The sequence below is a fragment of the Glaciimonas sp. Gout2 genome, assembly GCF_035018905.1.
GTDB lineage: Bacteria > Pseudomonadota > Gammaproteobacteria > Burkholderiales > Burkholderiaceae_D > Glaciimonas.
Genome location: NZ_JASJXA010000049.1, coordinates 1 through 23,470 on the forward strand (window position 1 = coordinate 1; position 23,470 = coordinate 23,470).

The 23,470-nt window shown below is 49.7% G+C and carries 19 protein-coding genes; 10 read left to right on the top strand and 9 right to left on the bottom strand.

What is annotated here, in order from left to right; all coding sequences use genetic code 11:
* Nucleotides 1-366: 366 nt before the first annotated feature.
* Nucleotides 367-1,071 carry a GntR family transcriptional regulator gene (locus tag QN379_RS20700; protein WP_323507500.1) on the bottom strand — a complete coding sequence of 235 codons (705 nt, stop codon included), beginning with the start codon at nt 1,069-1,071 and terminating at the stop codon, nt 367-369.
* Nucleotides 1,072-1,301: 230 nt separating this feature from the next.
* Here QN379_RS20700 and QN379_RS20705 point away from each other — a divergent pair, with 230 nt between their 5' ends.
* The 3 genes from QN379_RS20705 to QN379_RS20715 all read left to right on the top strand — a co-directional run bounded on the left by QN379_RS20705 (nt 1,302) and on the right by QN379_RS20715 (nt 4,566).
* Nucleotides 1,302-2,096 carry an SDR family oxidoreductase gene (locus tag QN379_RS20705; protein ID WP_322238600.1) on the top strand — a complete coding sequence of 265 codons (795 nt, stop codon included), beginning with the start codon at nt 1,302-1,304 and terminating at the stop codon, nt 2,094-2,096.
* A 92-nt stretch (nt 2,097-2,188) separates the two neighbouring features.
* Nucleotides 2,189-3,121, top strand: coding sequence for a 3-keto-5-aminohexanoate cleavage protein (locus QN379_RS20710; RefSeq protein WP_323507501.1), 933 nt, complete (start codon nt 2,189-2,191; stop codon nt 3,119-3,121).
* Nucleotides 3,122-3,282: 161 nt separating this feature from the next.
* Nucleotides 3,283-4,566 (top strand): MFS transporter, encoded by a 1,284-nt coding sequence (locus QN379_RS20715; protein WP_322240661.1) that lies wholly within the window; start codon nt 3,283-3,285, stop codon nt 4,564-4,566.
* 111 nt (nt 4,567-4,677) lie between these two features.
* On the opposite strand, the gene QN379_RS20720 is transcribed toward QN379_RS20715, so the two are convergent.
* The 4 genes from QN379_RS20720 to QN379_RS20735 all read right to left on the bottom strand — a co-directional run bounded on the left by QN379_RS20720 (nt 4,678) and on the right by QN379_RS20735 (nt 9,154).
* On the bottom strand, nt 4,678-5,283 hold the full coding sequence (locus tag QN379_RS20720; RefSeq protein ID WP_322238598.1) for a thiamine pyrophosphate-dependent enzyme: 606 nt from the start codon (nt 5,281-5,283) through the stop codon (nt 4,678-4,680).
* Nucleotides 5,284-5,389: 106 nt separating this feature from the next.
* A complete protein-coding gene (locus QN379_RS20725; RefSeq protein ID WP_323507502.1) occupies nt 5,390-5,920 on the bottom strand; it encodes a thiamine pyrophosphate-binding protein in 531 nt (176 codons plus the stop codon).
* Between the two features lie 35 nt (nt 5,921-5,955).
* Nucleotides 5,956-7,350: an MFS transporter gene (locus QN379_RS20730; protein WP_322238596.1), complete on the bottom strand. Its 1,395-nt coding sequence runs from the start codon at nt 7,348-7,350 to the stop codon at nt 5,956-5,958.
* A 115-nt stretch (nt 7,351-7,465) separates the two neighbouring features.
* The gene (locus QN379_RS20735; protein WP_322238595.1) at nt 7,466-9,154 is read right to left on the bottom strand and encodes a choline dehydrogenase; all 1,689 of its coding nucleotides are present in this window, start codon (nt 9,152-9,154) and stop codon (nt 7,466-7,468) included.
* Between the two features lie 391 nt (nt 9,155-9,545).
* Between QN379_RS20735 and QN379_RS20740 the strand changes: the two genes are divergently transcribed.
* Nucleotides 9,546-10,337, top strand: coding sequence for an IclR family transcriptional regulator (locus tag QN379_RS20740; protein WP_323507503.1), 792 nt, complete (start codon nt 9,546-9,548; stop codon nt 10,335-10,337).
* Between the two features lie 246 nt (nt 10,338-10,583).
* Here the strand turns inward: QN379_RS20740 and QN379_RS20745 are convergent, their stop codons facing one another.
* Nucleotides 10,584-12,014, bottom strand: a complete 1,431-nt coding sequence (locus QN379_RS20745) for an MFS transporter (RefSeq protein ID WP_322238593.1) — start codon at nt 12,012-12,014, stop codon at nt 10,584-10,586.
* A gap of 216 nt (nt 12,015-12,230) precedes the next feature.
* The gene (locus tag QN379_RS20750) at nt 12,231-13,403 is read right to left on the bottom strand and encodes a 4-hydroxybenzoate 3-monooxygenase (RefSeq protein ID WP_323507504.1); all 1,173 of its coding nucleotides are present in this window, start codon (nt 13,401-13,403) and stop codon (nt 12,231-12,233) included.
* Nucleotides 13,404-13,531: 128 nt separating this feature from the next.
* On the opposite strand from QN379_RS20750, the gene QN379_RS20755 reads away from it, so the two are divergent.
* Together QN379_RS20755 and QN379_RS20760 are read left to right on the top strand one after the other, a co-directional pair.
* Nucleotides 13,532-14,425, top strand: coding sequence for a helix-turn-helix domain-containing protein (locus tag QN379_RS20755; RefSeq protein WP_322238591.1), 894 nt, complete (start codon nt 13,532-13,534; stop codon nt 14,423-14,425).
* Nucleotides 14,426-14,752: 327 nt separating this feature from the next.
* On the top strand, nt 14,753-15,274 hold the full coding sequence (locus QN379_RS20760) for a cytochrome b (RefSeq protein WP_322238590.1): 522 nt from the start codon (nt 14,753-14,755) through the stop codon (nt 15,272-15,274).
* A 279-nt stretch (nt 15,275-15,553) separates the two neighbouring features.
* On the opposite strand, the gene QN379_RS20765 is transcribed toward QN379_RS20760, so the two are convergent.
* Nucleotides 15,554-17,788 (bottom strand): NADP-dependent isocitrate dehydrogenase, encoded by a 2,235-nt coding sequence (locus QN379_RS20765; protein ID WP_323507505.1) that lies wholly within the window; start codon nt 17,786-17,788, stop codon nt 15,554-15,556.
* Nucleotides 17,789-18,146: 358 nt separating this feature from the next.
* Here QN379_RS20765 and QN379_RS20770 point away from each other — a divergent pair, with 358 nt between their 5' ends.
* The 4 genes from QN379_RS20770 to QN379_RS20785 all read left to right on the top strand — a co-directional run bounded on the left by QN379_RS20770 (nt 18,147) and on the right by QN379_RS20785 (nt 22,452).
* Nucleotides 18,147-18,851: a response regulator transcription factor gene (locus QN379_RS20770; protein ID WP_323507506.1), complete on the top strand. Its 705-nt coding sequence runs from the start codon at nt 18,147-18,149 to the stop codon at nt 18,849-18,851.
* A complete protein-coding gene (locus tag QN379_RS20775) occupies nt 18,848-20,152 on the top strand; it encodes an ATP-binding protein (protein WP_323507507.1) in 1,305 nt (434 codons plus the stop codon). Before QN379_RS20770 ends, QN379_RS20775 begins: the two co-directional genes overlap by 4 nt.
* Nucleotides 20,153-20,434: 282 nt before the next feature.
* Nucleotides 20,435-21,934, top strand: coding sequence for a DegQ family serine endoprotease (locus QN379_RS20780; protein WP_323507508.1), 1,500 nt, complete (start codon nt 20,435-20,437; stop codon nt 21,932-21,934).
* Nucleotides 21,935-22,149: 215 nt separating this feature from the next.
* Nucleotides 22,150-22,452 (top strand): hypothetical protein, encoded by a 303-nt coding sequence (locus tag QN379_RS20785; RefSeq protein WP_322238585.1) that lies wholly within the window; start codon nt 22,150-22,152, stop codon nt 22,450-22,452.
* A gap of 34 nt (nt 22,453-22,486) precedes the next feature.
* Here QN379_RS20785 and QN379_RS20790 read toward each other — a convergent pair.
* The coding region (locus QN379_RS20790) for an MFS transporter (protein ID WP_323507509.1) at nt 22,487-23,470 on the bottom strand (984 nt) is incomplete at its 5' end.

Consider the following 23,470-nt stretch of genomic DNA (forward strand, 5'->3'; position numbering starts at 1 on the left):
CTCTTTAATATTGCCTAATAACAAGAAATTTTTATAAAGAAACATTTCTTTCTTGCATAATATGAATATTTGATATGAATTTTTCTGAACCGTACTTAGCCCTCTTTATCGAACTTTCTATAAACACCCTCTTTCAAAAGTTTTGCATGTAAAGTTTTAACATGAAATTAGGGTTAGGCTGGGCGTACCGCGGCCAAATTTCTATCCAGGTGGTAAGGAGGAATGTCAGTTGTGCGAAGCTATTCTCCGCCAGATTTACGAACGCAAACCGGAAACGACCTGATAGCTTATTTACCGATTTTATAATTGATGTTTGACCTTATCGCCTGTAGATGGAGTCATCCGATTTTTCGGGGTTTCAGCCTATTAAGTAGGGGCGTCCGCGATCACCAGCACACCGGCAGAAACGATAAATTCAGCTGCGCTTTCTATATCCCCTTGCAGTGCGGCTCTTGCCGCGATGCCGTCGCGGCGTTCCAGAGCATCGATCAGACCAAGATGATGGCTGACCGCCACTTGCTCTACCACACGGCGTGAGCCGGAATGCAAATCGTAATTCAAAATAGGACCAACGCGTACCCACAACGTCTCAATGAGTTGCATCAACATAGGCATACATGCGCCTTGGTAAATCGCGAAGTGTAATTCCTTGTTCAGGCGGACCAGCACGGAGCTGTCTGGCTCCGTAAGTGCCATTTCGTTGGCAAAGCGCTGGTGTAACTCCGAGATTTTTCGCACGGCAGAGGACTGAAGCGCATAAGTAGCCTGTTCTGTTGCTAAACCTTCCAGATTGATTCGAATCTGTGTGATTTCACGGAACTGACTAACGGTCATAGTCGGCACACGAAGTGTCCGATTTAACGTCAGCACCAACGCTTGTTCAGCAACCAGACGCTGCATAGCTTCGCGTACCGGCATGACACTGACGCCTAGCGCTGCGGCAACAGTGCGTAACGAGAGTTGCTCTCCAGGCATCATTCGCCCACTCATTAGAAGTTCTTTGAGCTGGTCGTAGACCTCCACACTCATGGTCTGGCGTTTCAGTGGAATTACAAGTTCAGATATTGTCATGGCAAAAGTATACACCGCACAACCCAGTCAAATTGTTGAGCCTTGGCACAATAAATTGACTGGGTTGAAAAAAATGTTGACAGAGGATCGGCCAATGGCTACATTTTGCCATGTGTGATCACAGATCACAATACAAATAAAGCAATCGCCTTAGCGCCTTTGAAGAACACGCGTTACAGGCAAAAACGGTAACAGTTGAAATTGAAAACAACGTAATTAGGAGACCAATAATGGGTGTATTGCAATTATTAACACCGCGACCAGGATTGCGGGTTCTTATCACAGGTGGGGCTTCTGGCATTGGACTAGAGATTGCAAAAGCCTTTGTTGAAGCTGGTGCGCGTGTGCATGTTTGTGATGTCGATGCCAATGCCATTGCAGCATTAAAAACGTTAAAGACATTAGTTATCACAGGCAGTTGCGCCGACGTCTCCGATGCGGCCGCGGTTGAACGCGTATTCGATGATGTGCGTAGCAAGCTTGGGGGACTTGACGTGCTGATCAACAATGCCGGAATCGCAGGGCCAACGGGTGGTATCGATGAGATCCCGATTGCCGATTGGGAAAAGACCGTTGCGGTCAATTTGAACAGCCATTTCTACTTCATGCGGCACGCGGTGCCAATGCTGCGTAGCGCACCAGACGGCGGCTCCATTGTATTTATTTCATCCGTTGCGGGTCGCCTTGGCTATGCCTATCGTACTCCCTACTCATCGACCAAATGGGCTTTGGTGGGGCTAGCGAAGAGCCTTGCGATTGAACTGGGGCCGGACAACATTCGCGTTAACGCGATACAACCGGGCATCGTAAAAGGGCCGCGTATGGAGCGCGTGATCAGGGCCAGGGCCGAACAAGTGGGCGTTAGTTACGAATCGATGGAGGCGAGTTATCTGGACAAAATATCGCTTAAGAGGATGGTCACGCAGGAAGAAATTGCAGCGAGTGTGCTGTTTTTATGTTCTCCCGCAGGTAGCGCCCTATCCGGCCAAGCTATTTCCGTGTGCCGAAACGTCGAGACGCTTTAATCGGCACATCACGATCGTCATTACAAATAGCCATTACGCATCATCGCAGTCATTCGTGAAAATAATTAATCTACATTTTATTGGGAGACAACATGTCCGCAACACGTAAAGTCATCATCACTTGCGCCCCAACCGGCGCGATACATACACCAACGATGTCACCATTTTTGCCAGTCACACCGCAACAAATTGCGGATGCAGCGCTGGCTGCCGCACGGGAAGGTGCCGCAATAATACATTTACATGCACGCGATCCGGAAAACGGTAAGCCGACGCAAGATCCGGCAGTCTTTGAAAAGTTTTTGCCACAGATCAAAGCAGAAACCGATGCCGTGATTAACCTGACTACCGGCGGCAGTCCGCACATGACGGTGGAGGAACGCTTGCAACCGGCTTTGCGCTTCCAACCTGAAGTGGCGTCGCTGAATATGGGATCAATGAATTTCGGCTTGTATCCGATGCTTGATCGGTTTAAGGAATTCAAGCATCCATGGGAACGTGAACATTTAGAAAAAAGTCGTGATCTGGTATTCAAGAACACCTTCGCCGATATCGAATATGTGCTGACCTCGTGCGGTGCAAACGGAACACGATTTGAACACGAGTGCTACGACATTTCTCATCTGTATAACCTGGCGCATTTCGCCGATCGCGGTTTGGCTAAAGCGCCCTTCTTTGTACAAAGCGTATTCGGTTTACTCGGTGGCATTGGCGCGCATCCTGAAGATCTCGCCCACATGAAACGTACAGCAGATCGGTTGTTTGGAAACGACTACGTATGGTCGATTCTTGGTGCGGGTCGTAACCAGATCCCATTAGCCACCATCGGCTTGGCGCAAGGATCAAACGTCCGCGTCGGGCTTGAGGATTCGCTATGGATCGGTCCGGGACAATTAGCCGAATCAAGCGCCGCGCAGGTGCGCAAGATACGGCAGGTAATTGAAGGCCTGTCGCTAGAAGTGGCAACACCACAAGAAGCTCGCGCTATGCTGGCATTAAAAGGACAAGATAACGTGGTATTTTAAACGTTTATTTACGCCAGCCTTCATCCCGCTATTTTTTGTGATGGGATGTAATTGTATGCGGTCGATAAGAAGCAACAAAGCTCGCGACCGTTTTAAACTATTTTGAGAGTTAAGAGGAGACCCATTTCATGGCAATTAATGCAAATGCAGAATTGCAGACTATGTTGCATTCAACACAAAGTACGCTGGACCGAACGGTGTTTCGTAAGCTGATGCCGTTGTTGGTGATAGCGTACGTGATCAGTTTTCTGGATCGAACCAACATTGCTCTTGCCAAGCACGCAATCGGGATTGATCTGGGTATCTCGGCGGCGGCGTATGGCCTGGGTGCCGGGTTATTTTTTCTGACGTATGCCTTGTTTGAAATTCCTAGCAATCTGATGATGCATAAGGTTGGCGCGCGGTTCTGGATCACGCGGATTATGATTACCTGGGGAATCCTGTCCTGTAGCATGGCCTTCATACAGGGAGAAACGTCGTTCTATGTCATGCGATTGCTGCTTGGCGCTGCGGAAGCAGGACTTTTCCCCGGTGTGATGTTGTATCTGACTTATTGGTTTCGCCGTGAAGAGCGGGTACGCGCTACCGGCTATTTTTTACTCGGTGTCTGTATCGCCAATATTCTTAGCGGTCCGGTTGGCGGCGCATTACTCCAGTTGGACACGCTGTTTGGCTGGCACGGCTGGCAATGGCTGTTTATGCTGGAAGGATTGCCTGCGGTCGTCCTGGCATTTGTCGTATGGAAGAAATTGCCGGATGGCCCTTCATCCGCGAGTTGGCTAACGCCGCAAGAGGCGCAGACGATTGAGTCACGTCTGGCTGCTGAGCGCGCCGAGCAAATGCAATCCGGACAAGTCGGGCATTCGTTCAAACAATGCCTTGCCGATAAACAAATCTGGCTTGCGATTTTGGTTTATTTTTGCCATCAGATTACTATATATACCGTGATCTTTTTCCTGCCCAGTATTATCGCAACGTACGCCAAATTGACGCCTTTGCAAATTGGCTTGTTAAACTCGGTACCGTGGCTTGCCGCCGCGGCTGGCGCAGCCATCTTGCCACGCTACGCAAACACGCCCCAACGCTGCCGCAAAATACTGTTTAACGGCTTGATCATCATGTCGGTCGGTTTGCTACTGGCCGCCTTGTCTGGGCCGCTTGTTGGAATGATCGGTTTCTGCCTGACAGCGTCTATGTTTTTTGTAGTGCAGTCGATTATCTTTATTTATCCATCGTCCCGTCTTGCCGGACCGGCATTAGCTGGCGGTCTGGCTTTGGTCAATACGTGCGGGTTGATCGGCGGCTTTATCGGTCCGTCGGTGATGGGAATCATTGAGCAGACTACCGGCAAAGTGACCAACGGATTGCTAATCATGGCCGGAATTCTAGTGCTGGCTGCGCTATTCAGTACGCGGCTACGACAGGGGCAGGAGAAGAGTAACTAAGAGAAAAGGAAAAATCCACCCGTTCGGTTAAAACATAATGAAAACAGGCAACGGGTGGATTAGCGGTGAATTACATGTCCCCTATGTTGACGTATTGCGAGGTATCAAACGTTATACCTCGGCTTCTACTCCGAGATGCGCCCTGATTCGCCTAATCTCGTCGCCCATGCGGGTAAAGCGCGCATCAGTCATCTCGATCGACGGATTGTCGATACCAAGGGCCGGTTTATCGTAACCCACTACAAGTTCAACAAACGCGGGCGCGACACCGTTCAGGACCGCATTGATTCCTTCTTTTAACGCTGTCACTGAGGTAAAGCGATACGTTGAACGATAACCGGCTGACTTTGCTAGACCGGTAAAATCGGCGCTGCCGTGTCCTGGTGTTACCAAATTGCCTAATCCTGCAAATTGGACACCGTTATTCACCAAAAAATGAAAATAATTAGGCGGTGCCGCCTGAGCGACCGATACCAGACTGCCAAGCTCCATCAACAGACTGGCATCGCCGTCTAGCACGAATACCTTTTTCTCCGGACGCGCCAACGCCAATCCTAGTCCAATCGAAGCCGCGCCACCCATCAACGGTACGCAGGCCATCGTCAGCGGCGATATCGGTAATTTATCGAGCGCATTCATCGCGCCCATCGTACACACCACAATTGCGTCACCACGCACTTCGGCGAGAACTTCGCAAGCTTCTAATGTCATCATCATATGCATTCCCTCTTGGTACATCGTTAACAGTTTTTTCTTGTTGCGCGGGTTTCGGAACTAACGAGACAAAGGACCATTAGATCCTTTATTGCCTGTTACCGGTCCGCTACCAGCCTACAAAGTGACCGACCAACAAAGCGACAGGTCCTTTACGCTCGCGCGAAGCACACCATGCTTTCTCGATGTTGTCGCTGTCTTGCGGTCCTTCCAAACGCCAGTGGGGAATGTCGAGCGTGTCGAGTAGCGGCTCCATCATGCGCACCATGCGACGTTTGGACTGCAACGGATCTTGACCCAAATTAGAAAACTCTCGTCCAAATTGCCCGATAACGAAAAAAAGTGGCACTCCAGAGTCCAGTCCCAACGCGCGCACACTATTAATCCCAGCATAGAACCCCTGGTTTTGTATCAGCACGGCAGGATTCGCCCCACCGGCATACAATCCAGCCGCAGTTTCAATGGCCTGATCTTCGGTGGTGCAATTCACCACTTTGATACCATGTACTGGATTGTCCAGGGATTGGTGCAATGCGATTTGCAACATATCAGGTACGGTCGTAATGAAATCAATACCGCATCGTTTGAACGCGCTAATGAAGGTAGATGCGGGGACTGAATATTGTGAATGCTCTGTCATTTTATTTTCCTCATTGAGGTTGTCAGACCTACTTATTAAGCGGTGGAAGTTACTGCTTGGGAAGTCTTCTGAATTTCGCCGTAGTGTTCGACGCCTGCTGCACGCGCAGCAACAGCACGACGCCGAATAGCATAAGCACAAATAGAAGACACAACGCTGGTACCCAAGACGTAGCTGCAAATGAGCCACGGTTTGCCCCCGTTCATGGTCAATAATATGGTCGCCACAATTGGAGTAACACCACCAGCAATCACGCTAGAGAATTGATACACGAATGAAATGCCGGTATAGCGCACACGTGCATCGAAAAGCTCGCACAGAAAGACGGCAACAGTGCCGTAGACCGCAGCATAGATAATGCCAAACGGTACCGCGATCGCGGCCCATATCAACGTGGTATTACCACCGGCATGCGACATAATCCAAAATGCAGGGAAGCAACTCAGGCCAGTAAGAATCGAGGCCCAGGTGTATAAGGCGGGACGACCGACTTTGTCGGATAAACGCCCAAAAATAGGGATAAAAACGGTCAGCACCGCTGCGCCAATCATCACACCTATCAACGCATCGGTACGTGTCATCCCGATGGTTTTAGTGAGGTAGCTGATGGAGAAAACGCTGAAAATATTAAAGAAAACACCGTCAATATGGCGCGCACCCAACCCTAACAAAATATTGCCTGGGAAGCGCTTGATCATATCGGTGAAGGGTATCTTGGCTTCACCACGATTTTGCTTTAATTGCGCAAACTCAGGCGTTTCCATGACCTTCAGGCGTATCCATAATCCAAACAAAACCAAGCCAAACGACAACACGAATCCAAGACGCCAACCCCATGCCATGAACTGTTCTTCAGTCAGGAGGGCCGATAGTCCCGCCACGAAACCGGCAGAAATCAGTACACCCAGCGACAATCCGATCTGAGGCAGACTGGTATAAAAACCGCGGCGATTCGACGGCGCATATTCATATGCCATCAAGACGGCACCACCCCATTCTCCACCCAGCCCGATTCCTTGAATAATACGAAAAAACAAGAGTAATGCAGGTGCCCAATAACCGATTTGGTTGTAAGTCGGAATAAGCCCGATAGCAACCGTGGAGACGCCCATAATCATGAGTGTGATCACCAGCATACTCTTGCGCCCCACTTTATCGCCGAAGTGGCCAAAGATAACGCCACCCAAGGGGCGCGCCATAAAGCCTACCGCAAAAGTGGCATACGCCAGCATCGTGGAAGTTGCCGGGTCGCCAGTCGGAAAATACAACTTGTTCAACACAATACTGGCGACGACGCCGTACAGGAAAAAGTCATACCACTCTATCGTTGCCCCAATGATGCTGGCCATTGCAACCCGCCGAAGGGTTTTTTTATCTGTTACCTTATTACCTGGATTGGTAACGTTTGTTATATTGCGGTCTGCTGCCATGATGTCTCACTCCAAAAACGTTAGTTCTTATGGTGATGCGGAGAATATTTTTTCCCCGCCTGCTTTTTTCTCCGATTAATTCGGATGTTTTGTAAAACTGAAAAACTCAAAAACGTTAAACCAGTGCTGTCGCAGATATGGTTGCGGGTGCTCCTTGTTCGCTTGCAGTGTCTATCTTCAGCGTTGCCTCGTAGCTTCGCGAGGCAGCGTCCTCCAGAATCATGTCAGCGGCTTTTTCAGCGATCATCACAGTCGGTATGTTGGTATTGCCAGAAATGAGCGTCGGCATGATTGCACAATCGACAACCCGAAGTCCTGACATACCATGAACCCGAAGTCGCGCATCGACCACCGCCATCGGGTCGGAAGATGGCCCCATCCTGGCGGTTCCTGACGGGTGAAAAATGGTGGTTGCGTGTTGTCGACAAAAAGCCAGAATTTCTTCGTCGCTTTGTATATCGGGGGTTGGTCGATACGAGCGTTTCATGTATTGCTTCATCGGCGCGGTATTCGCCACGCGTTGCGCAAACTTCACCCCTGCAATCGTAGTGCGACGATCCAACTCGGTCGCCAGATAGTTGGGTTGGATCGACGGTGCAGTAAATGGATCACGCGACTGGATATTGACATGTCCGCGCGACTCCGGACGTAGCTGACAAACGGAATACGTACAGCCGGAAAAAGCGTGAACATTCCCTGCCGCATGTTCAGCCGACACGGTCGCAAAGTGAAACTGCGTATCTGGTGTTGCGTTTTCGTCCGGCAATGCACGACAAAACATGCCGGCCATATTGATACCTAGCGCCAAAGGGCCAGTCCGTGCGGTCAACCACTGCAAACCCATCCTGGCTTTTCCCCATATTGAATTGAGCGCGTCGTTGGTGGTAATTTTTTCACTCACCTCGTACATCAGTCGCACCTGAAGATGGTCTTGCAGGTTTGCACCAACCCCTGGTGAGTCACGCACGACAGGAATATCAAATTTTTGTAGCAAGGCTGCCGGTCCGACGCCCGATAATTGGAGCAGTTGAGGAGATTGCAACGCGCCGGCGCACAAAAGCACCTCGCGCGCGGCACGGACTTCCTGCGCTTGCCCACCTTTTCGGTAGGCCACGCCGATCGCCCGTGTACCTTGAAACTGAATCAGTGTGGCCTGCGCATCGGTTTCAATATGCAGATTGTTATTTTTGCGTGCGGGATTCAGGTAAGCAACCGCGGTCGAACAGCGTAAGCCATTACGGGTGGTCAACTGAAAATACCCCACACCTTCCTGTTCGCCGGTATTGAAATCGGCCACCACTGGCACGCCGTTCTGTTTTGATGCAGCAATAAAAGCATCAACCAGTTTATTATTGCCCGGAATAGTGGTTGCCCATATTGGGCCATCACCGCCGCGGGTCGCTGATTCGCCCTGATCGTTGTGTTCGAGCCGCTTAAAGTATGGCAGACAGTCGTCCCAACTCCAGCCGGTGTTGCCCAACGCGGCCCAATGGTCGTAATCGCGTTTTTGACCGCGCACATAGACCAATCCATTAATAGAGCTTGAGCCGCCTAAGGTACGACCGCGCGGCCAATAAATCTTACGATCATTGAGGTTTGGTTCTGGTTCGGTGTAGAACCCCCAGTTATAGGTTTTGTGGAACATTGTCTTGGCATAACCGATAGGAAGGTGTATCCAGCCATACCGGTCACGAGGACCCGCCTCTAATAAGCAAACGGTATATTTGCCGTTAGCACTCAAGCGATTTGCTAAAACGCACCCGGCCGAACCTGCACCAACAATCACATAATCATATGTTTGCATACTACGTGTCCTTTTCCTTGAACCGGCCAATCCCTCGAACTACAACAATGGATGAGCGGCGGTGAGTAACCGTTGAGAGCATTGCTCCATGCGCCTTTAGTCATTGCACTTGGCTGATTAATGCACCCTATTGTTCTTCTGATCAAACGCCCTATTTTCGGCTATCCTCAATACTTGTTAAGCGCTTAGCATCGTCAATTACCCGATATAGTGGACGATTGAATAAACTTAAATTCCGAGGTATAAACTTTAAAGTGTGTTGTATGCAGCAGTCATGTAATTACGTCCTGTCACCATCAATACAAGCAAGATCTGATGCTCTCAACTTATTTTTTATCAAGTCGGGCTTAATGAGACGATAAATCGCTTTTTTGACTCAAAACCGTGGACCATGGAAGATATAAAAACAAAAAATGCTTTGGAGATACAGCATCTTGAAGCCCGCGTGATGCGGGTAATCACTGTGCTGGAAAGGGTAGCTGCCGCAACCCAACCGATCACTGCGTCGCAACTGGCAACCCGGCTAAATATCCCAAAGGCTACGTTGGCACGTCTGTTGGAAACCTTGATCGCCAACAATTACCTACTAATTCTTCCGGGTGAACACGGCTATGTGCTGGGACCTCGCGCCACCCAGTTGGCTTTAGCAACGTTGGGCAACAACGGTTTTAGACGTACGTGTCGCGCAATATTGCGTTCGCTGGTCCAATCAATCGGAGAAACCTGCAATCTGACCGTGCTGGAGGGGGACCGGGTTGTTTATATTGATCGGGTCGAAACCCAGGAACCGCTGAGATTGCATATCGAGCCAGGTGCACGGCTTCCGCTACATTGCACTGCGGGTGGAAAACTGCTGTTGGCCCATATGAGTCGACTAGAAAGGAAAGAGATACTTAACCAACTGCCTTTGCCGCGCATGACACCGCGGACTTTGACAGATAGGAAAGCGCTCGAAGAAGAACTCGACAGATTGGCCCAGCAAGGGATTGGTTTAGATAACGAGGAATTTGTACGCGGCATGGTCGGCATTGCTGTGCCGGTGTTATCCGAAACAGGGAAAGTCGCCGCCGCACTGGTTTGTCACTCTGCAACCGCGCGTGCCAGTTTGACTGATTTGATGGCGTTCTTGCCGCAAATGAAGGATGCCGCACGAAAGTTACGCGGACTTTTTGAAACCGTCTAAGGCGCGTTAGAAATAAGGATTAAGAATTAGCCTTATTGGGAACGCTCAGACATGTACCTCAACTGTTGCTGAACACATATAAGAAAAAAATTCGTTTTAAAGCTGCTGAAATGAGATTCGCAGCTTAGTCAGCGCGCTTCCCGTGATGTGGAAATACACGGGAGAGCGCTGAGATAAAAGCATGACAGACGCCGGCTTCAATATTATAAAAATAAGGTGCAATGAACGGATCACCTTAATTTAATATCATCGAACGCTTTTCCCTTGCGCGGTTTGCTTGACCAGCAAAGCCGCCGCTGCGATCAATCCGGCAAATGCCAGAACCGTGAATATCCCACTGAAGCCAAACTGGCGACGGGTTAATTCGGCGACCAAAAACGAGCCTGCAATTCCGCCAAAACGACCTAAGCCTAGCATCCAGGCGACGCCAGTGGCACGCCCTTGCGTAGGATAGAAAGCAGCCGCCAATGCGGGCATCGACGATTGTGCGGTGTTCATTAATGTTCCTCCTACAAATACGACGAGCATCAAAGCGCCGACATTGCCGGCAACCTGCCCGATTGCATAGATGCACACCGCAGTGAGCGTATAGCACACGGCGATGACGCGATTGGCATTAAAACGGTCCATCAACCAACCGCACAGTATTGCACCTACACCGCCCAAGGGAAACAAGGCAGATACGAGCGCCGCGGTCTTAGGTGTCAAACCGGCATCCTTCAGCAATAACGGCATCCAGTTAATCAGTGCATAGAAGATCACTAGGCCCATGAAGTAGGTCAACCACAGCATGACCGAACCTGTAATGTATGTGCGTGAAAGCACCACACTGACTCCACTTTTCGCCTTGTCTGTCGTCGTTTTTTCGGTCATTACGAATGATCGGGCATCAGCCACTGTGGCCGATATACGGCTAAGCGCGGCGCGTATACGCTGCGCTGGCTGCCCCTTCGCCACCATGTAGCGTACTGATTCTGGCAGAAACCGCAGCATCAATACCGCCAACAGTAATGGCGCTATACCACCGGTCAACAACACACTACGCCAGCCCCATTGAGGAATCATCCACGCCGCCAGGAAACCGCCACATGCAGCACCCAAAGGAAAACCGCAAAACATAGCGTTGGTAAGCGTCGAGCGTCGTTGATCAGGGCAGTATTCACTCATCAATGTGACGGCACTTGGCATCGCCGCACCAAGACCAAGGCCGGTTACGAAGCGCAAGGCCGTTAGTTGTGCCAGATTTGGGGCGAACGAAGACCATGTACACGCCACGCCGAACAATAGTACTGAGATACTCAGCACCAGTTTGCGTCCCATTCGATCTGCCATCGGACCGGCAATCAATGCACCAGCCGCTAAGCCGAATAACGCTGCACTGAGTACCGGTGCAAGCTCGGGTCTCGTCATGCCCCACTCCTTAAGAAGCGATGGTGCGATGAAACCAATCGCAGCTGTGTCAAAGCCATCCAATAAAACGACGACAAAACACAATGCAAAAATTAACCACTGAAATGGCGAAAATGGGTGATTATTAAGAAAGTCCTGGACATTGACGGTCTGCGCGGGATTGCTAGATTCTGGGCTAGATGCCGGACCAGATGCTGGGCGCACTACAGTGCTCGACTGCGTGTTTGACGCAGCACCCTTATCGTCGAGATTGTTGCTTTGGTTCATTGAAATGTCTCCTATTATTATTAAATATTGGCATTAAAATGCCTATTGTCAGTACAAATTCAGTACAAATAATGCCACAACCACTTACCTATGTTTTTTGTAAAAATAATTAAAATCTCCCATCGGGATGATGGTGATTTATGCGCATCTTTTGCTATTCTCGTGCTTATCCTTTTTAACCTTTGCTGACTAAGCCGCCGTCATCGTAGTTGGCGTTCAGACGAACGGCAATCCAACATAATTTTCAGCTAAAACCGTCGATGCAGCGCGTGAACTAATGACGTACTCCAGCTCTGCGCGCTGTAACTCTTTCTGAAATGGCGATGCGTCCTCAAATCGATGCAACAAGCTGGTCATCCACCAGGAAAAATGTTCTGCGCGCCAGATCCGCTTGAGTGCTGTTTCAGTGTAAGTGTCCAACTGGTCTTGCTGCCCCTTTTTATAAAACTCATCCAGCGCAATCGACAGCAGACGAACGTCGGCCACCGCCAGATTCATACCTTTAGCGCCAGTGGGCGGGACGATGTGCGCGGAGTCACCTGCGAGGAAAAGCCGGCCATGTTGCATCGGCGTCGATACGAAGCTACGCATGCCAATGATATTTTTCTGAAAAATTTTGCCTTCTTTTAATTTCCAGCCGTCACGATTTTCTAACCGTGTATGAAGTTCGGACCAAATGCGGTCGTCAGACCAATTGGCTACCTCATCTTTTGGATCACATTGAAAATAATGTCGCTGTACCATCGGCGAACGCGTGCTGACCAGCGCAAACCCGCGGTCATGCTGTGCATAAATTAGCTCATCCGAAGACTGAGCCGACTCCACCAGAATGCCGAACCAACCGAATGGATAGATGCGTTGATAGTCGCGACGTGAAATGTCTGGAATAGTTGCACGGGCGATACCGTGAAAACCATCACAACCGATCACGAAATCGGCTTTTAATTGCTGTGGCTCGCCACCATGCTTGAACCGAACCGAGGGTTGCTCGCTGTCAATAGCATGGAGGCTAACATCACTCACTTCGAACAGCAGTTGAGCATCTGCGGCAACACGGACTGCAACCAGATCCTTGATGACCTCGTGCTGGGCATAGACGGTAATGGCACGACCGGTGAGTTCACTCAAGTCGATGCGGTGACGCTTTCCGCCAAAAGCAAGTTCAATGCCGTGATGCAGCGCACCTTCGCTACGCATCCGTACACCGACGCCAGCCTCATTTAGTATGTCCATTGTGCCTTGCTCCAACACCCCTGCACGAATGGTTGATTCGATATCGGCACGCGTACGGGATTCCAGCACCACCGATTCAATGCCCCTCAAATGCAATAAATGTGACAGCAATAGTCCGGCAGGACCGGCACCGATAATCGCTACCTGTGTGTTCATCTGTGATCTCCAATTTTTGTACTATTCTTTTGATTACTTTGATCGTAGTCGATGGATCGCCAATAAAAAATGGATCAAACCATCAATTTCTTGTACTATTTTGACAAACACATCACACGGAAAGCGTCATGAGAACGCCCGAAATCCCCCAGTTCACCCTATATGGCGAAGTCACACCGATCAATCCCGCTGAGTTCCTACATATCGAATTAATCGAGACGCGGAGCCGCCTATACGATTGGCACATTGCCAGTCACACGCATAGTGGACTGTTTCAGGTGCTGTTTTTGTTAGGTGGTCAGGTTCGGGCTCAGATCGACAGCGCTACGTGGAATTGCGTGGGCCCGACGGCAATCACCATTCATCCCTCCGTGGTCCACGGTTTTGAATTTTCGCAAGAGGCGCACGGCTTTGTCCTAACGATTGACCAAAGCGTCCTGTTTGGCGCGCAGGCTGGGATGCAGGATGACATTTTTTCCGTGCTGTTTTTGGAACCGTTGGCAATTGACCTGGCCAGCGCGCCAGAAGTGCGACAACGCATTGAGTCGTTACTCGGATATTTAATGACGGAATTTTCAAGCCCGTTAGATGGTCATGCGTTGATGCTGGATTGGCTGGCACGGAGCGTTTTATTGCTGTTACTGCGCCAACACACCGATCATCGCAGCGCCAATCTGACCGGACGTGCCAGCTTCGAGACGTTTAGTCGCTTTCGGGCACTGGTCGAAGCGCATTATTATGAACAATGGAGCGTGGCCCAGTATGCAAATCAGCTGCATATTGCTGAAATTCGCCTGAACCGTTTATGCCTTAAGTTAGGCGGAAAATCAGCCTTCGACATGACGCAGCAGCGTCTGATGCTGGAAGCCCGACGCAAGTTAACCTACGTCCCCGCCAGTATATCCAGTATCGCTTATGAGCTTGGTTTTCAGGATCCCGCCTATTTTAGTCGTGCGTTTAAGCGAGAAACAGGAATGACGCCCAAACAATTCAGGCAAGAAAGCGCGCCGCCAGCGCAGTGATCTGATCAACTCCGACGGGTGCACTATGCTTGTCCTAAGTTTTGCTACTCATACTTAGTAGATGTGTCTTGGTGACCGCGCAACCAAACCAAAAGCTACCGGAATAGGCTCTACAATGCGTGTACGGTGTATCTAATATAAAAAATGTAAAAGTCTCTATTGCTTTTGGATAGTAAAAATCTGACAATCTGCGACCGGCCAGGCAAAGAAAAATCCGCGAATATTTTGTAGATATTTTCCGCATATACATTGCTGAATTTATTGACGCACATTTAATAAAATCGACGTAACACCATTTAGGAGGTCATTGTGATTCAAAAACCATTAATGAAGAGGTCATCATATGATGGCGTTGCCCGCACGTTGCATTGGCTAACGGTATTTTTGATCTCGGTACAATTTGTCATTGGATGGTTGATGGACGATGTAGGTCGAGATACTAAGGTTGAAGGCGGTATCTGGTGGCATCTCTTTGTTGGTGGCGCTCTGATATTAACTATTTTTATTCGGGTTGTATGGCGGGTAACACATTCACCACCACCAGATAGATCGTCGCTCTGGCTCCGCCGCGTAGCAAGCGCAACGCATTTTCTTTTGTACGCCGCGTTGATCGTCACACCGCTTTTGGGCTGGGCAAATGCATCATCCCGTGGTTGGGTTGTGCGGGTTTTCAATATTATTCCATTACCTGCACTAACCGCCAAAGGATCATCTTTCGGACATGATATGGGCGATGTCCATGGCGTGATGGCGTGGGTTCTTTTTGCGCTGATTATTCTTCACGTTTCGGCAGCATTGTTTCATCGCTTTGTATTGAAAGATGACGTGATGAGTAGAATGTTGAAGTGAAAATGAGTGACTATTAACGCCATACTTTCCAGGCCTTGACGATTGGGAGATTTTGCCAGGACGGAGCGCAAGATGTGCGGGTGTAAATAATTCTGTGTCTGCTTTGCTGCACATAAAAATTTCAGACGCTCTTCAAATTGAAGAGTAAACGTGGTCGTAATCAGTTATGGATCGACATAGTCCACTTTTTTGCTGTTACGTCACCGTACGTAAATAAAGGCAGATCCACACCCGTCAAGGTGCAGATCTGCCTTTATTTTAATTTACTTCACTTTACTTTCAGATTTGCGCGTTCTTCAAAGCGGCATTGAAAGTCGCACTAGGCCGCATGATCGCCTTGACCTTCTCCAGATCAACCAGAAAGTAACCGCCGATATCGACCGGTTTACCTTGTACCGCCTTGAACTCTGCGGAGATCTTTTCTTCGTTATCGGCCAGAGTTTTAGCCAAAGGCGCAAAGTGCGCTTGCAACTGCGCATCTTCGGTCTGCTCAGCCAATGCTTGTGCCCAGTACATGGCCAAATAGAATTGACTGCCGCGGTTGTCCAGTTCACCGGTACGTGGTGATGGTGATTTGTTGTTGTCGAGAAGTTTGCCGGTGGCGTCATCGAGCGTTTTAGCCAGAATCTTTGCCTTGTTGTTGCCCGTTTTGATGCCGACATCTTCCAATGACACAGCCAACGCCAGGAACTCGCCTAATGAGTCCCAACGCAGATGGTTTTCTTCGACCAATTGCTTGACGTGCTTTGGAGCCGAGCCGCCCGCACCGGTTTCAAACATGCCGCCGCCGGCCATCAATGGCACGATCGATAGCATTTTGGCACTGGTCCCCAGCTCCATAATAGGAAACAAATCAGTCAGATAATCACGCAAAATATTACCGGTCACCGAGATGGTATCTTTGCCGCGGATCACGCGCTCCAAGGTGTAACGCATTGCCCGAACTTGCGACATGATCTGGATATCGAGACCCGACAGATTGTATTCTTTGAGGTAAGTTTTGACCTTTTTGATCAATTCTGCTTCGTGCGGACGGTATTCATCAAGCCAGAAAACCGCTGGCATGCCGGATAAACGAGCACGATTGACGGCCAGCTTTACCCAGTCGCGGATCGGCTCATCCTTGACCTGACACATACGCCAGATATCGCCCTCTTCCACGTTTTGCTCTAACAATACGTTACCGTCAAAGTCGACAATACGCGCCACGCCATCGCCGGGCACTTCAAAAGTTTTGTCATGCGACCCGTACTCTTCGGCCTTTTGCGCCATCAGGCCGACGTTTGGCACAGTTCCCATCGTAGTTGGATCGAAGGCACCGTTGGTTTTGCAGAAGTTAATCATTTCCTGATAGATACGGGCGAACGTACTTTCCGGAATCACTGCTTTGGTATCTTTAGGGCGGCCATCCGCGCCCCACATTTTGCCGCCGAGACGGATCATGGCAGGCATTGAGGCATCTACGATCACGTCGTTCGGTGCATGCAGATTGGAGATACCCTTGGCTGAATCGACCATCGCCAGTTCTGGACGGTGTTCATGACAAGCGTGCAAATCATGAATAACTTCATCGCGCTTGGATTCTGGCAAGGTCGCGATCTTGTCATAGACGCTGCTCAGACCATTGTTGGCATTGACGCCGAGTTCTTCAAATAACTTACCGTGCTTGGCAAAAGCGTCTTTGTAGAAGATCTTTACTGCATGGCCAAAAACAATCGGATGCGACACTTTCATCATCGTTGCCTTGACGTGCAACGAGAGCATCACGCCAGTTACGCGGGCGTCTTCCATTTGTTCTTCGTAAAACTTGCAAAGCGCCTTCTTGCTCATGAACATACTGTCGATAATCTCGCCGTTGAGTAGCGACACCTTATTCTTCAATACAATGACTTTGCCATCTTTCGTGACTAGTTCCATCTTGACGTCGCAAGCTTTGTCCAGCGTCAGACATTTTTCGCTAGCGTAGAAATCGCCACCATGCATGTGGGAAACATGCGTGCGCGATGCCGGACTCCATTTAGACATGGAATGCGGGTTCTTACGTGCATAGCGCTTGACCGCTGCAGGAGCACGACGGTCAGAGTTCCCTTCGCGCAATACTGGATTGACCGCGCTGCCCAAGGCCTTGGAATAACGCTTCAAAATTGCTTTCTCTACATCGGTCTTCGGGTCTTCAGGGAAATCCGGAATGGCAAATCCACGTGTCTGCAATTCACGAATAGCAGCAATAAGCTGGGGAACCGAAGCACTGATATTTGGTAGCTTGATGATATTAGTATCGGGTTCTTGGGTCAGGCGGCCTAATTCAGCCAGATTGTCGGGTACTTGTTGGCCTTCAGCCAGGCAGTCAGAGAACTCAGCAAGAATCCGCGCTGAAACCGACACATCGCTCTTGACGATGGTGATATCGGCTGGTGCAGTAAACGTTCTGATGATTGGCAGGAAGGAACAAGTTGCCAGGCGCGGCGCTTCGTCAGTTAGCGTGTAGATGATGGTCGATTTACCTGCAGTCACGGTGATCCTCTTGTCGTTGTATGTTTGTTGATGTATTGGTGTGCTGCCTTTTCGGATTGGTGCTTCCTGTTACCGATCCTTAGGGCGCTAAACTAATGTGGAGTTTAATTTATTGGAAGCAGCGTTTCATATGGTGAAATCCCATATCATCGCAATAGACGAAGTTTACTCGCACTTCGGTTTTAGCGCTTAACAAAAAAGCCCCAAATAGCTACTTTGCAGTATTTTTTTACACTTAAGGCAAAAAAATACCTTAAGGGGGACTTAATTATTTGCCGTTAAACTGTCGGAAACATTGATTTTTAGGTCTACTTGTTACGTTGATGAGTACCGCTTAATATAGAAAAGGATCTATCCCATGCGTCTGTTATTGGTCGAAGATGATCTAATGGTCGGCGAGGCCGTGCGCAAGGGGTTACGGCTGGACGGTTTTGCTGTGGACTGGGTGCAGGACGGCAAAGCAGCCGAAGTCGCGGTCGCCCAAGAAGACTATGAATTATTACTCCTTGATCTTGGCTTGCCGAAAAAAAATGGTCTGGACGTACTGAAATCGTTACGCGCGCGCGGGAGCCAGATTCCCGTGCTCATCCTCACTGCCCGCGATGCGATAGCTGATCGGGTTGCTGGCCTGGATGCTGGTGCAGACGATTATTTAATTAAGCCATTCGACCTTGAAGAACTGGCGGCACGCATACGCGCCTTGTTACGAAGACAATCGGGACGTGCCGACCCGGTGATTGAGGTTGGGCAATTAACGTTAAATCCGGCCACCCATGAAGTACGACTAGAAGGTTGCGAAATCAATTTGTCCGCGCGTGAATTTGCACTGTTACGGGCGTTTTTGGATCGACCCGGCGCAGTGCTGTCACGCGCGCAACTAGAGGAAAAGCTGTATGGCTGGGATGACAGCATCGAAAGCAACGCGGTAGAAGTGTATATCCACGCCTTGCGTAAAAAGTTAGGCAGTGATTTTATCAAGAACGTGCGTGGCGTCGGCTATATGGTGGCCAAAACGGTGGCAAAAGTGGTATCCGATGGGGTGCCCAATGGGGCGCCCAAATGAGGTCCATTCGCAGTAATCTGCTTTTATGGTTAGCGGTCGGATTGACGGCAGCTATTTTGCTGGCCGGAGTTGGGTTGTATTTCCAGGCGCGTAGCGAAGCCAATGAGTTATTCGACTATCAAATGAAGCAGATCGTGGCGTCGTTGCCGCGCCAGGCTTTTTCGCCGATTGACTCCGACCATGACACCGTGCCGGATCTGAGCGACGATATCATGATTCAGATTTGGGACAACACGGGCGTTGTCATCTATCACTCGCATACGCGCTCCAGATTGCCGTTACAAGCAGAACTTGGCTTTGCCGATATTCTGCAAAATAATGCTATCTGGCGTGTTTATAGCGCCCAAATTGGCAATACCGTCGTGCAAGTGGCGCAGCCGCAGAGGGCGCGACAGATAATCGCAGCGCAAATGGCAATCAAGACCGTGTCTCCTTTGCTGCTACTTATTCCATTGATGGGACTATTGATCTGGGTGGTGATTGGGCGTGGTCTGGCACCGATTAAGCGCGCCGCAGCTGAAGTCCAGACACGAGATTTTCATTCGCTGGCGGCGATTGAGGATGGTGGCTTGCCACAAGAGATTCAACCATTGACGCAGGCGCTCAATGATTTGCTGGCACGATTGGGCGGAGCAATCAACGCGCAACGTGCGTTTGTGGCTGACGCGGCGCATGAATTGCGTACGCCACTTACCGCATTACGATTACAGGTGCAACTTGCCGAGCGTGCGACCACCGATGATGATCGGCAAGCGTCTTTTTCTGACCTCAAACGCGGTTTGGAACGGGCTACGCATTTATTGAATCAGTTGCTGACCCTGGCACGTCAGGAACCGGGCGCTTTTCAGCAAGCGGTGATCGAAAGTGATCTGACGGCATTGATGCAGTCGGTGGTGGGTGACTTCTCTACCTCGGCAGTTGCCCGCAATATTGATCTGGGAATTACCACTGCGACACAGGCAAATATTGTCGGCAACGTCGATGCCTTGCGCGTACTTTTCAACAATCTGATCGATAACGCGTTATGTCACACGCCGGAACATGGCGTTATCGACGTATCTATCACCACTGGCGTTGGTGAGGTAATCGTAACGGTGCGTGACAGCGGGCCGGGAATACCTGAAGCGGATCTTCCTCGTGTATTCGATCGTTTCTATCGGGCGTCCAGCGCTCAGAGACAATTTCACGGCAGCGGCTTGGGCTTGGCAATCGTCAAGCAAATTGCTGATGCGCATCACGCGACAGTTAGCCTTCGCAATGACAAAAATGGCTTGTCTGCGAGCGTACGGTTTGCTGTATGAGGTAATAAATTTTGAAGGAGCCTTTGCAAAAATCTTTGAAAGACAAACGTTGAAATAACCAAAGTTGTCGTTACAAGTATTTAAATAAAATACATATTTTTCTTTTTAACACTGCTTTTTAAGTCTGGCTTAATTCTTCGAATTTATGCTGTATCCCAAGGGTGGTCGTTTCCGCTTAAGTCATCAAATATTAGACGTGGTACTGTGCAATTTAGTGCTCAGTGTAAATGGTGATGAAGGAAGCCGAAACGACATGGCCCATCCACTTCAAGGGAGTACCACATGAATCGTCAGACATTTGCTCGTAGTGCTATTGCCAGCGCTGTGTTGGTTGTCGTTGCGGGTTTTTACATCCACTCCAACGGGATTGGTACCGGCATTACCAATGCTAATGCGGCAAACGTTATCACTGCGCCGCTGCCCTCCACTGCGGCTTCGCCGCCGAGCTCTGGTGGTCCGATAGCGGTGGCAACCGATTTTTCAACGATTGTTGAGCGCTCTGGTCCTGCGGTGGTGAATATTAGTGTTACCGGCAGCGCCAAGGTCAGCGATGTTTCAGCTACTGAGGGCAGTTCAGGACAACTTGACCCCAATGATCCGCTCTCACAGTTTTTCAAGCGCTTTGGCCCTCAATTACAGGTACCACATGCGCCGCAAATCATGCGGGGACTGGGTTCTGGCTTCATCATTAGTTCCGACGGTTTAATTTTGACCAACGCGCATGTGGTTGATGGCGCGCAAGAGGTGACGGTTAAATTAACGGATCGCAGGGAGTTCAAGGCCAAGGTATTGGGCTCCGACAAGCAGAGCGATATTGCAGTGATCCGCATTGCGGCAAAAGACCTGCCGACCGTACAGATTGGTAATCCGGCACTAACCAGAGTAGGCGAACCGGTATTAGCCATCGGATCCCCTTACGGCTTTGAAAATACCGCTACCGCGGGTATTGTCAGTGCAAAATCACGATCCTTACCGGATGACAATTACGTTCCATTTATTCAAACAGACGTTGCGGTTAATCCCGGTAACTCGGGCGGCCCATTGTTTAATATAAAGGGCCAGGTTATCGGTATTAACTCACAGATTTATAGTCAGACGGGTGGCTATCAAGGGCTTTCGTTTGCCATTCCGATCAATGTCGCGATGAATGTTGAGCAGCAACTTGTACAACACGGAAAGGTAACCCGTGGTCATCTCGGCGTCAGCGTTCAAGAGGTTAATCAGGCATTAGCAAGCTCGTTTGGATTACCTAAAGCCGAAGGCGCATTAGTCGGATCGGTCGACAAAGGTAGTCCGGCTGAAAAAGGTGGTTTGGAAACTGGCGACGTAATTTTGCGTTTTAACGGACAGCAAATTGACCGCTCTGCAGATTTGCCAGAGTTTGTCGCTGATTCAAAGCCGGGAAGTACCGCAAATATTGACGTCGTTCGCCATGGTAAGGCTAAATCGCTGTCCATCAAAGTAGGCGAAATGGATGCGGGCAAGCTCGCGGCTAATGATAACGCTGGCGGCGCGCAAGGTCGACTTGGTTTGGCTGTGCGGCCACTTAATCAGGACGAACGACAACAAGCCGGTGTTACAGGTGGACTCATCGTTGGGGAAGTAACCGGCCCTTCGGCTTTAGCGGGTATTCAGGCTGGCGATGTGATCCTGTCTATTAACGGCACGCCGGTTAATAGTGTAGAGCAACTACGGCAGCTGTCGAACAAGGCGGGTAAGAATATTGCCTTGTTAGTGCAGCGTGATGGACAGAAAATCTTTGTCCCACTGGCGTTAGGTTAAGCTGAGTCTGTCTATTTATGCTTTAAATAAGGGAGTAAATGAGACATTACATTACTGACCGCTTGATTTTTTTCAAGCGGTCAGTTCGTATTTTTGCGCTTCACCGAACCTTAATACAAAATACTGTCTAGCAAAATGCATGCCTAAATCAGAACAGATAGTACCGGCTGCACGATCAATTAATTAGTGGTTATGAAGGAATTTCGGTGTCAAAAATGCGCTCAAACGACTCAAATAACCTGTCGCAACACATCTTGCCATCATCGGCCACAATGATTGGTGTGTGCATCACCGCCCTTTCCATTATCAAACTTGCCCGATTTAATGGCCTGGCTTTTTGGCTAGGCCATTTGCTTGCAGTGAACAGCCTCGTATTTTTGACCAGCGGCGTGCTTTCTTATGCTGCCATGCGTTCGGCCGGAAGTACCCGACTCGAAAACTATGCTGACGGTGCGTTCATCATTGGATTGACTTTGTTAAGTCTATCCACCGTATTCATGGCGGTCGTGATTGCGTGACGACTCGCCGATACAGGCCGAGCCGAGCCAAACTTCAATTGACGCCATCTTTGCCGGAAATACTCCGTGGCAAAGCAAACATTACCAATAGTGCGGCAATAATGGTGACAGCCGCAATGGCGTATAACCCTCCCGCTGTACTGCCCGTGACGTCTTTTACCTTACCCACCATGTAAGGACTAATAATGCCGCCCAGATTGCCGATTGAGTTAATCAAAGCGATCCCGCCAGCGGCCGCGGTGCCGGTCAAAAATTTCGGTGGCAAGGTCCAGAAAACCGGTAGACAGCCAATCACCCCAACCGCCGCTAAAGTGAGTGCCGCCAATGCAATCGCCGTGTTATCTCCAAACAATCCGCTTAATACATAACCTATCCCACCGGCGAATATGCAAAGACCAAGATGCCAGCGCCGCTCACCATGGCGGTCAGAACTACGTGCAATCAGCACCATCACGACACCAGCCGCGGCGTACGGTATTGTGCTTAGCAAACCGATTGTCATCGGACTGGCGATGCCGGTGTTCTTGATTAATTGCGGTAGCCAAAAAGTGAGGCCATATAATCCCATCAGCATGAAGAGGTAAACAATAGACAAAAAAATGGTCGCTGGCTGGCGGATCGCATCAAGAAAACTGTGCACCACGATGTCTGTGTTTTCATTATCAATGTTGTCTTGTAATACCTTCTTTTCCGCATTGGATAACCACTTTGCGTTGCCGATGTTATCGTCCAACCAGAGCAACACCAGAAAACCGAGACCGATGGTTGGCAATCCTTCGAGCAGAAACAGCCATTGCCAGCCCGCCAAGCCATAGACACCCGCGAAGCGAGTCATGATAAAACCCGCGACTGGCCCACCAATGACGCCTGCGGCGGCGATAGATGTCATGAAAATGGCGTTGATACGGGCCCGTCTTTTAGCTGGAAACCAATACGTGAAATACAGAATAATTCCAGGAAGAAAACCAGCTTCAGTCGCGCCAATAATAAAGCGCAATACATAGAACCAGGTCTCGTT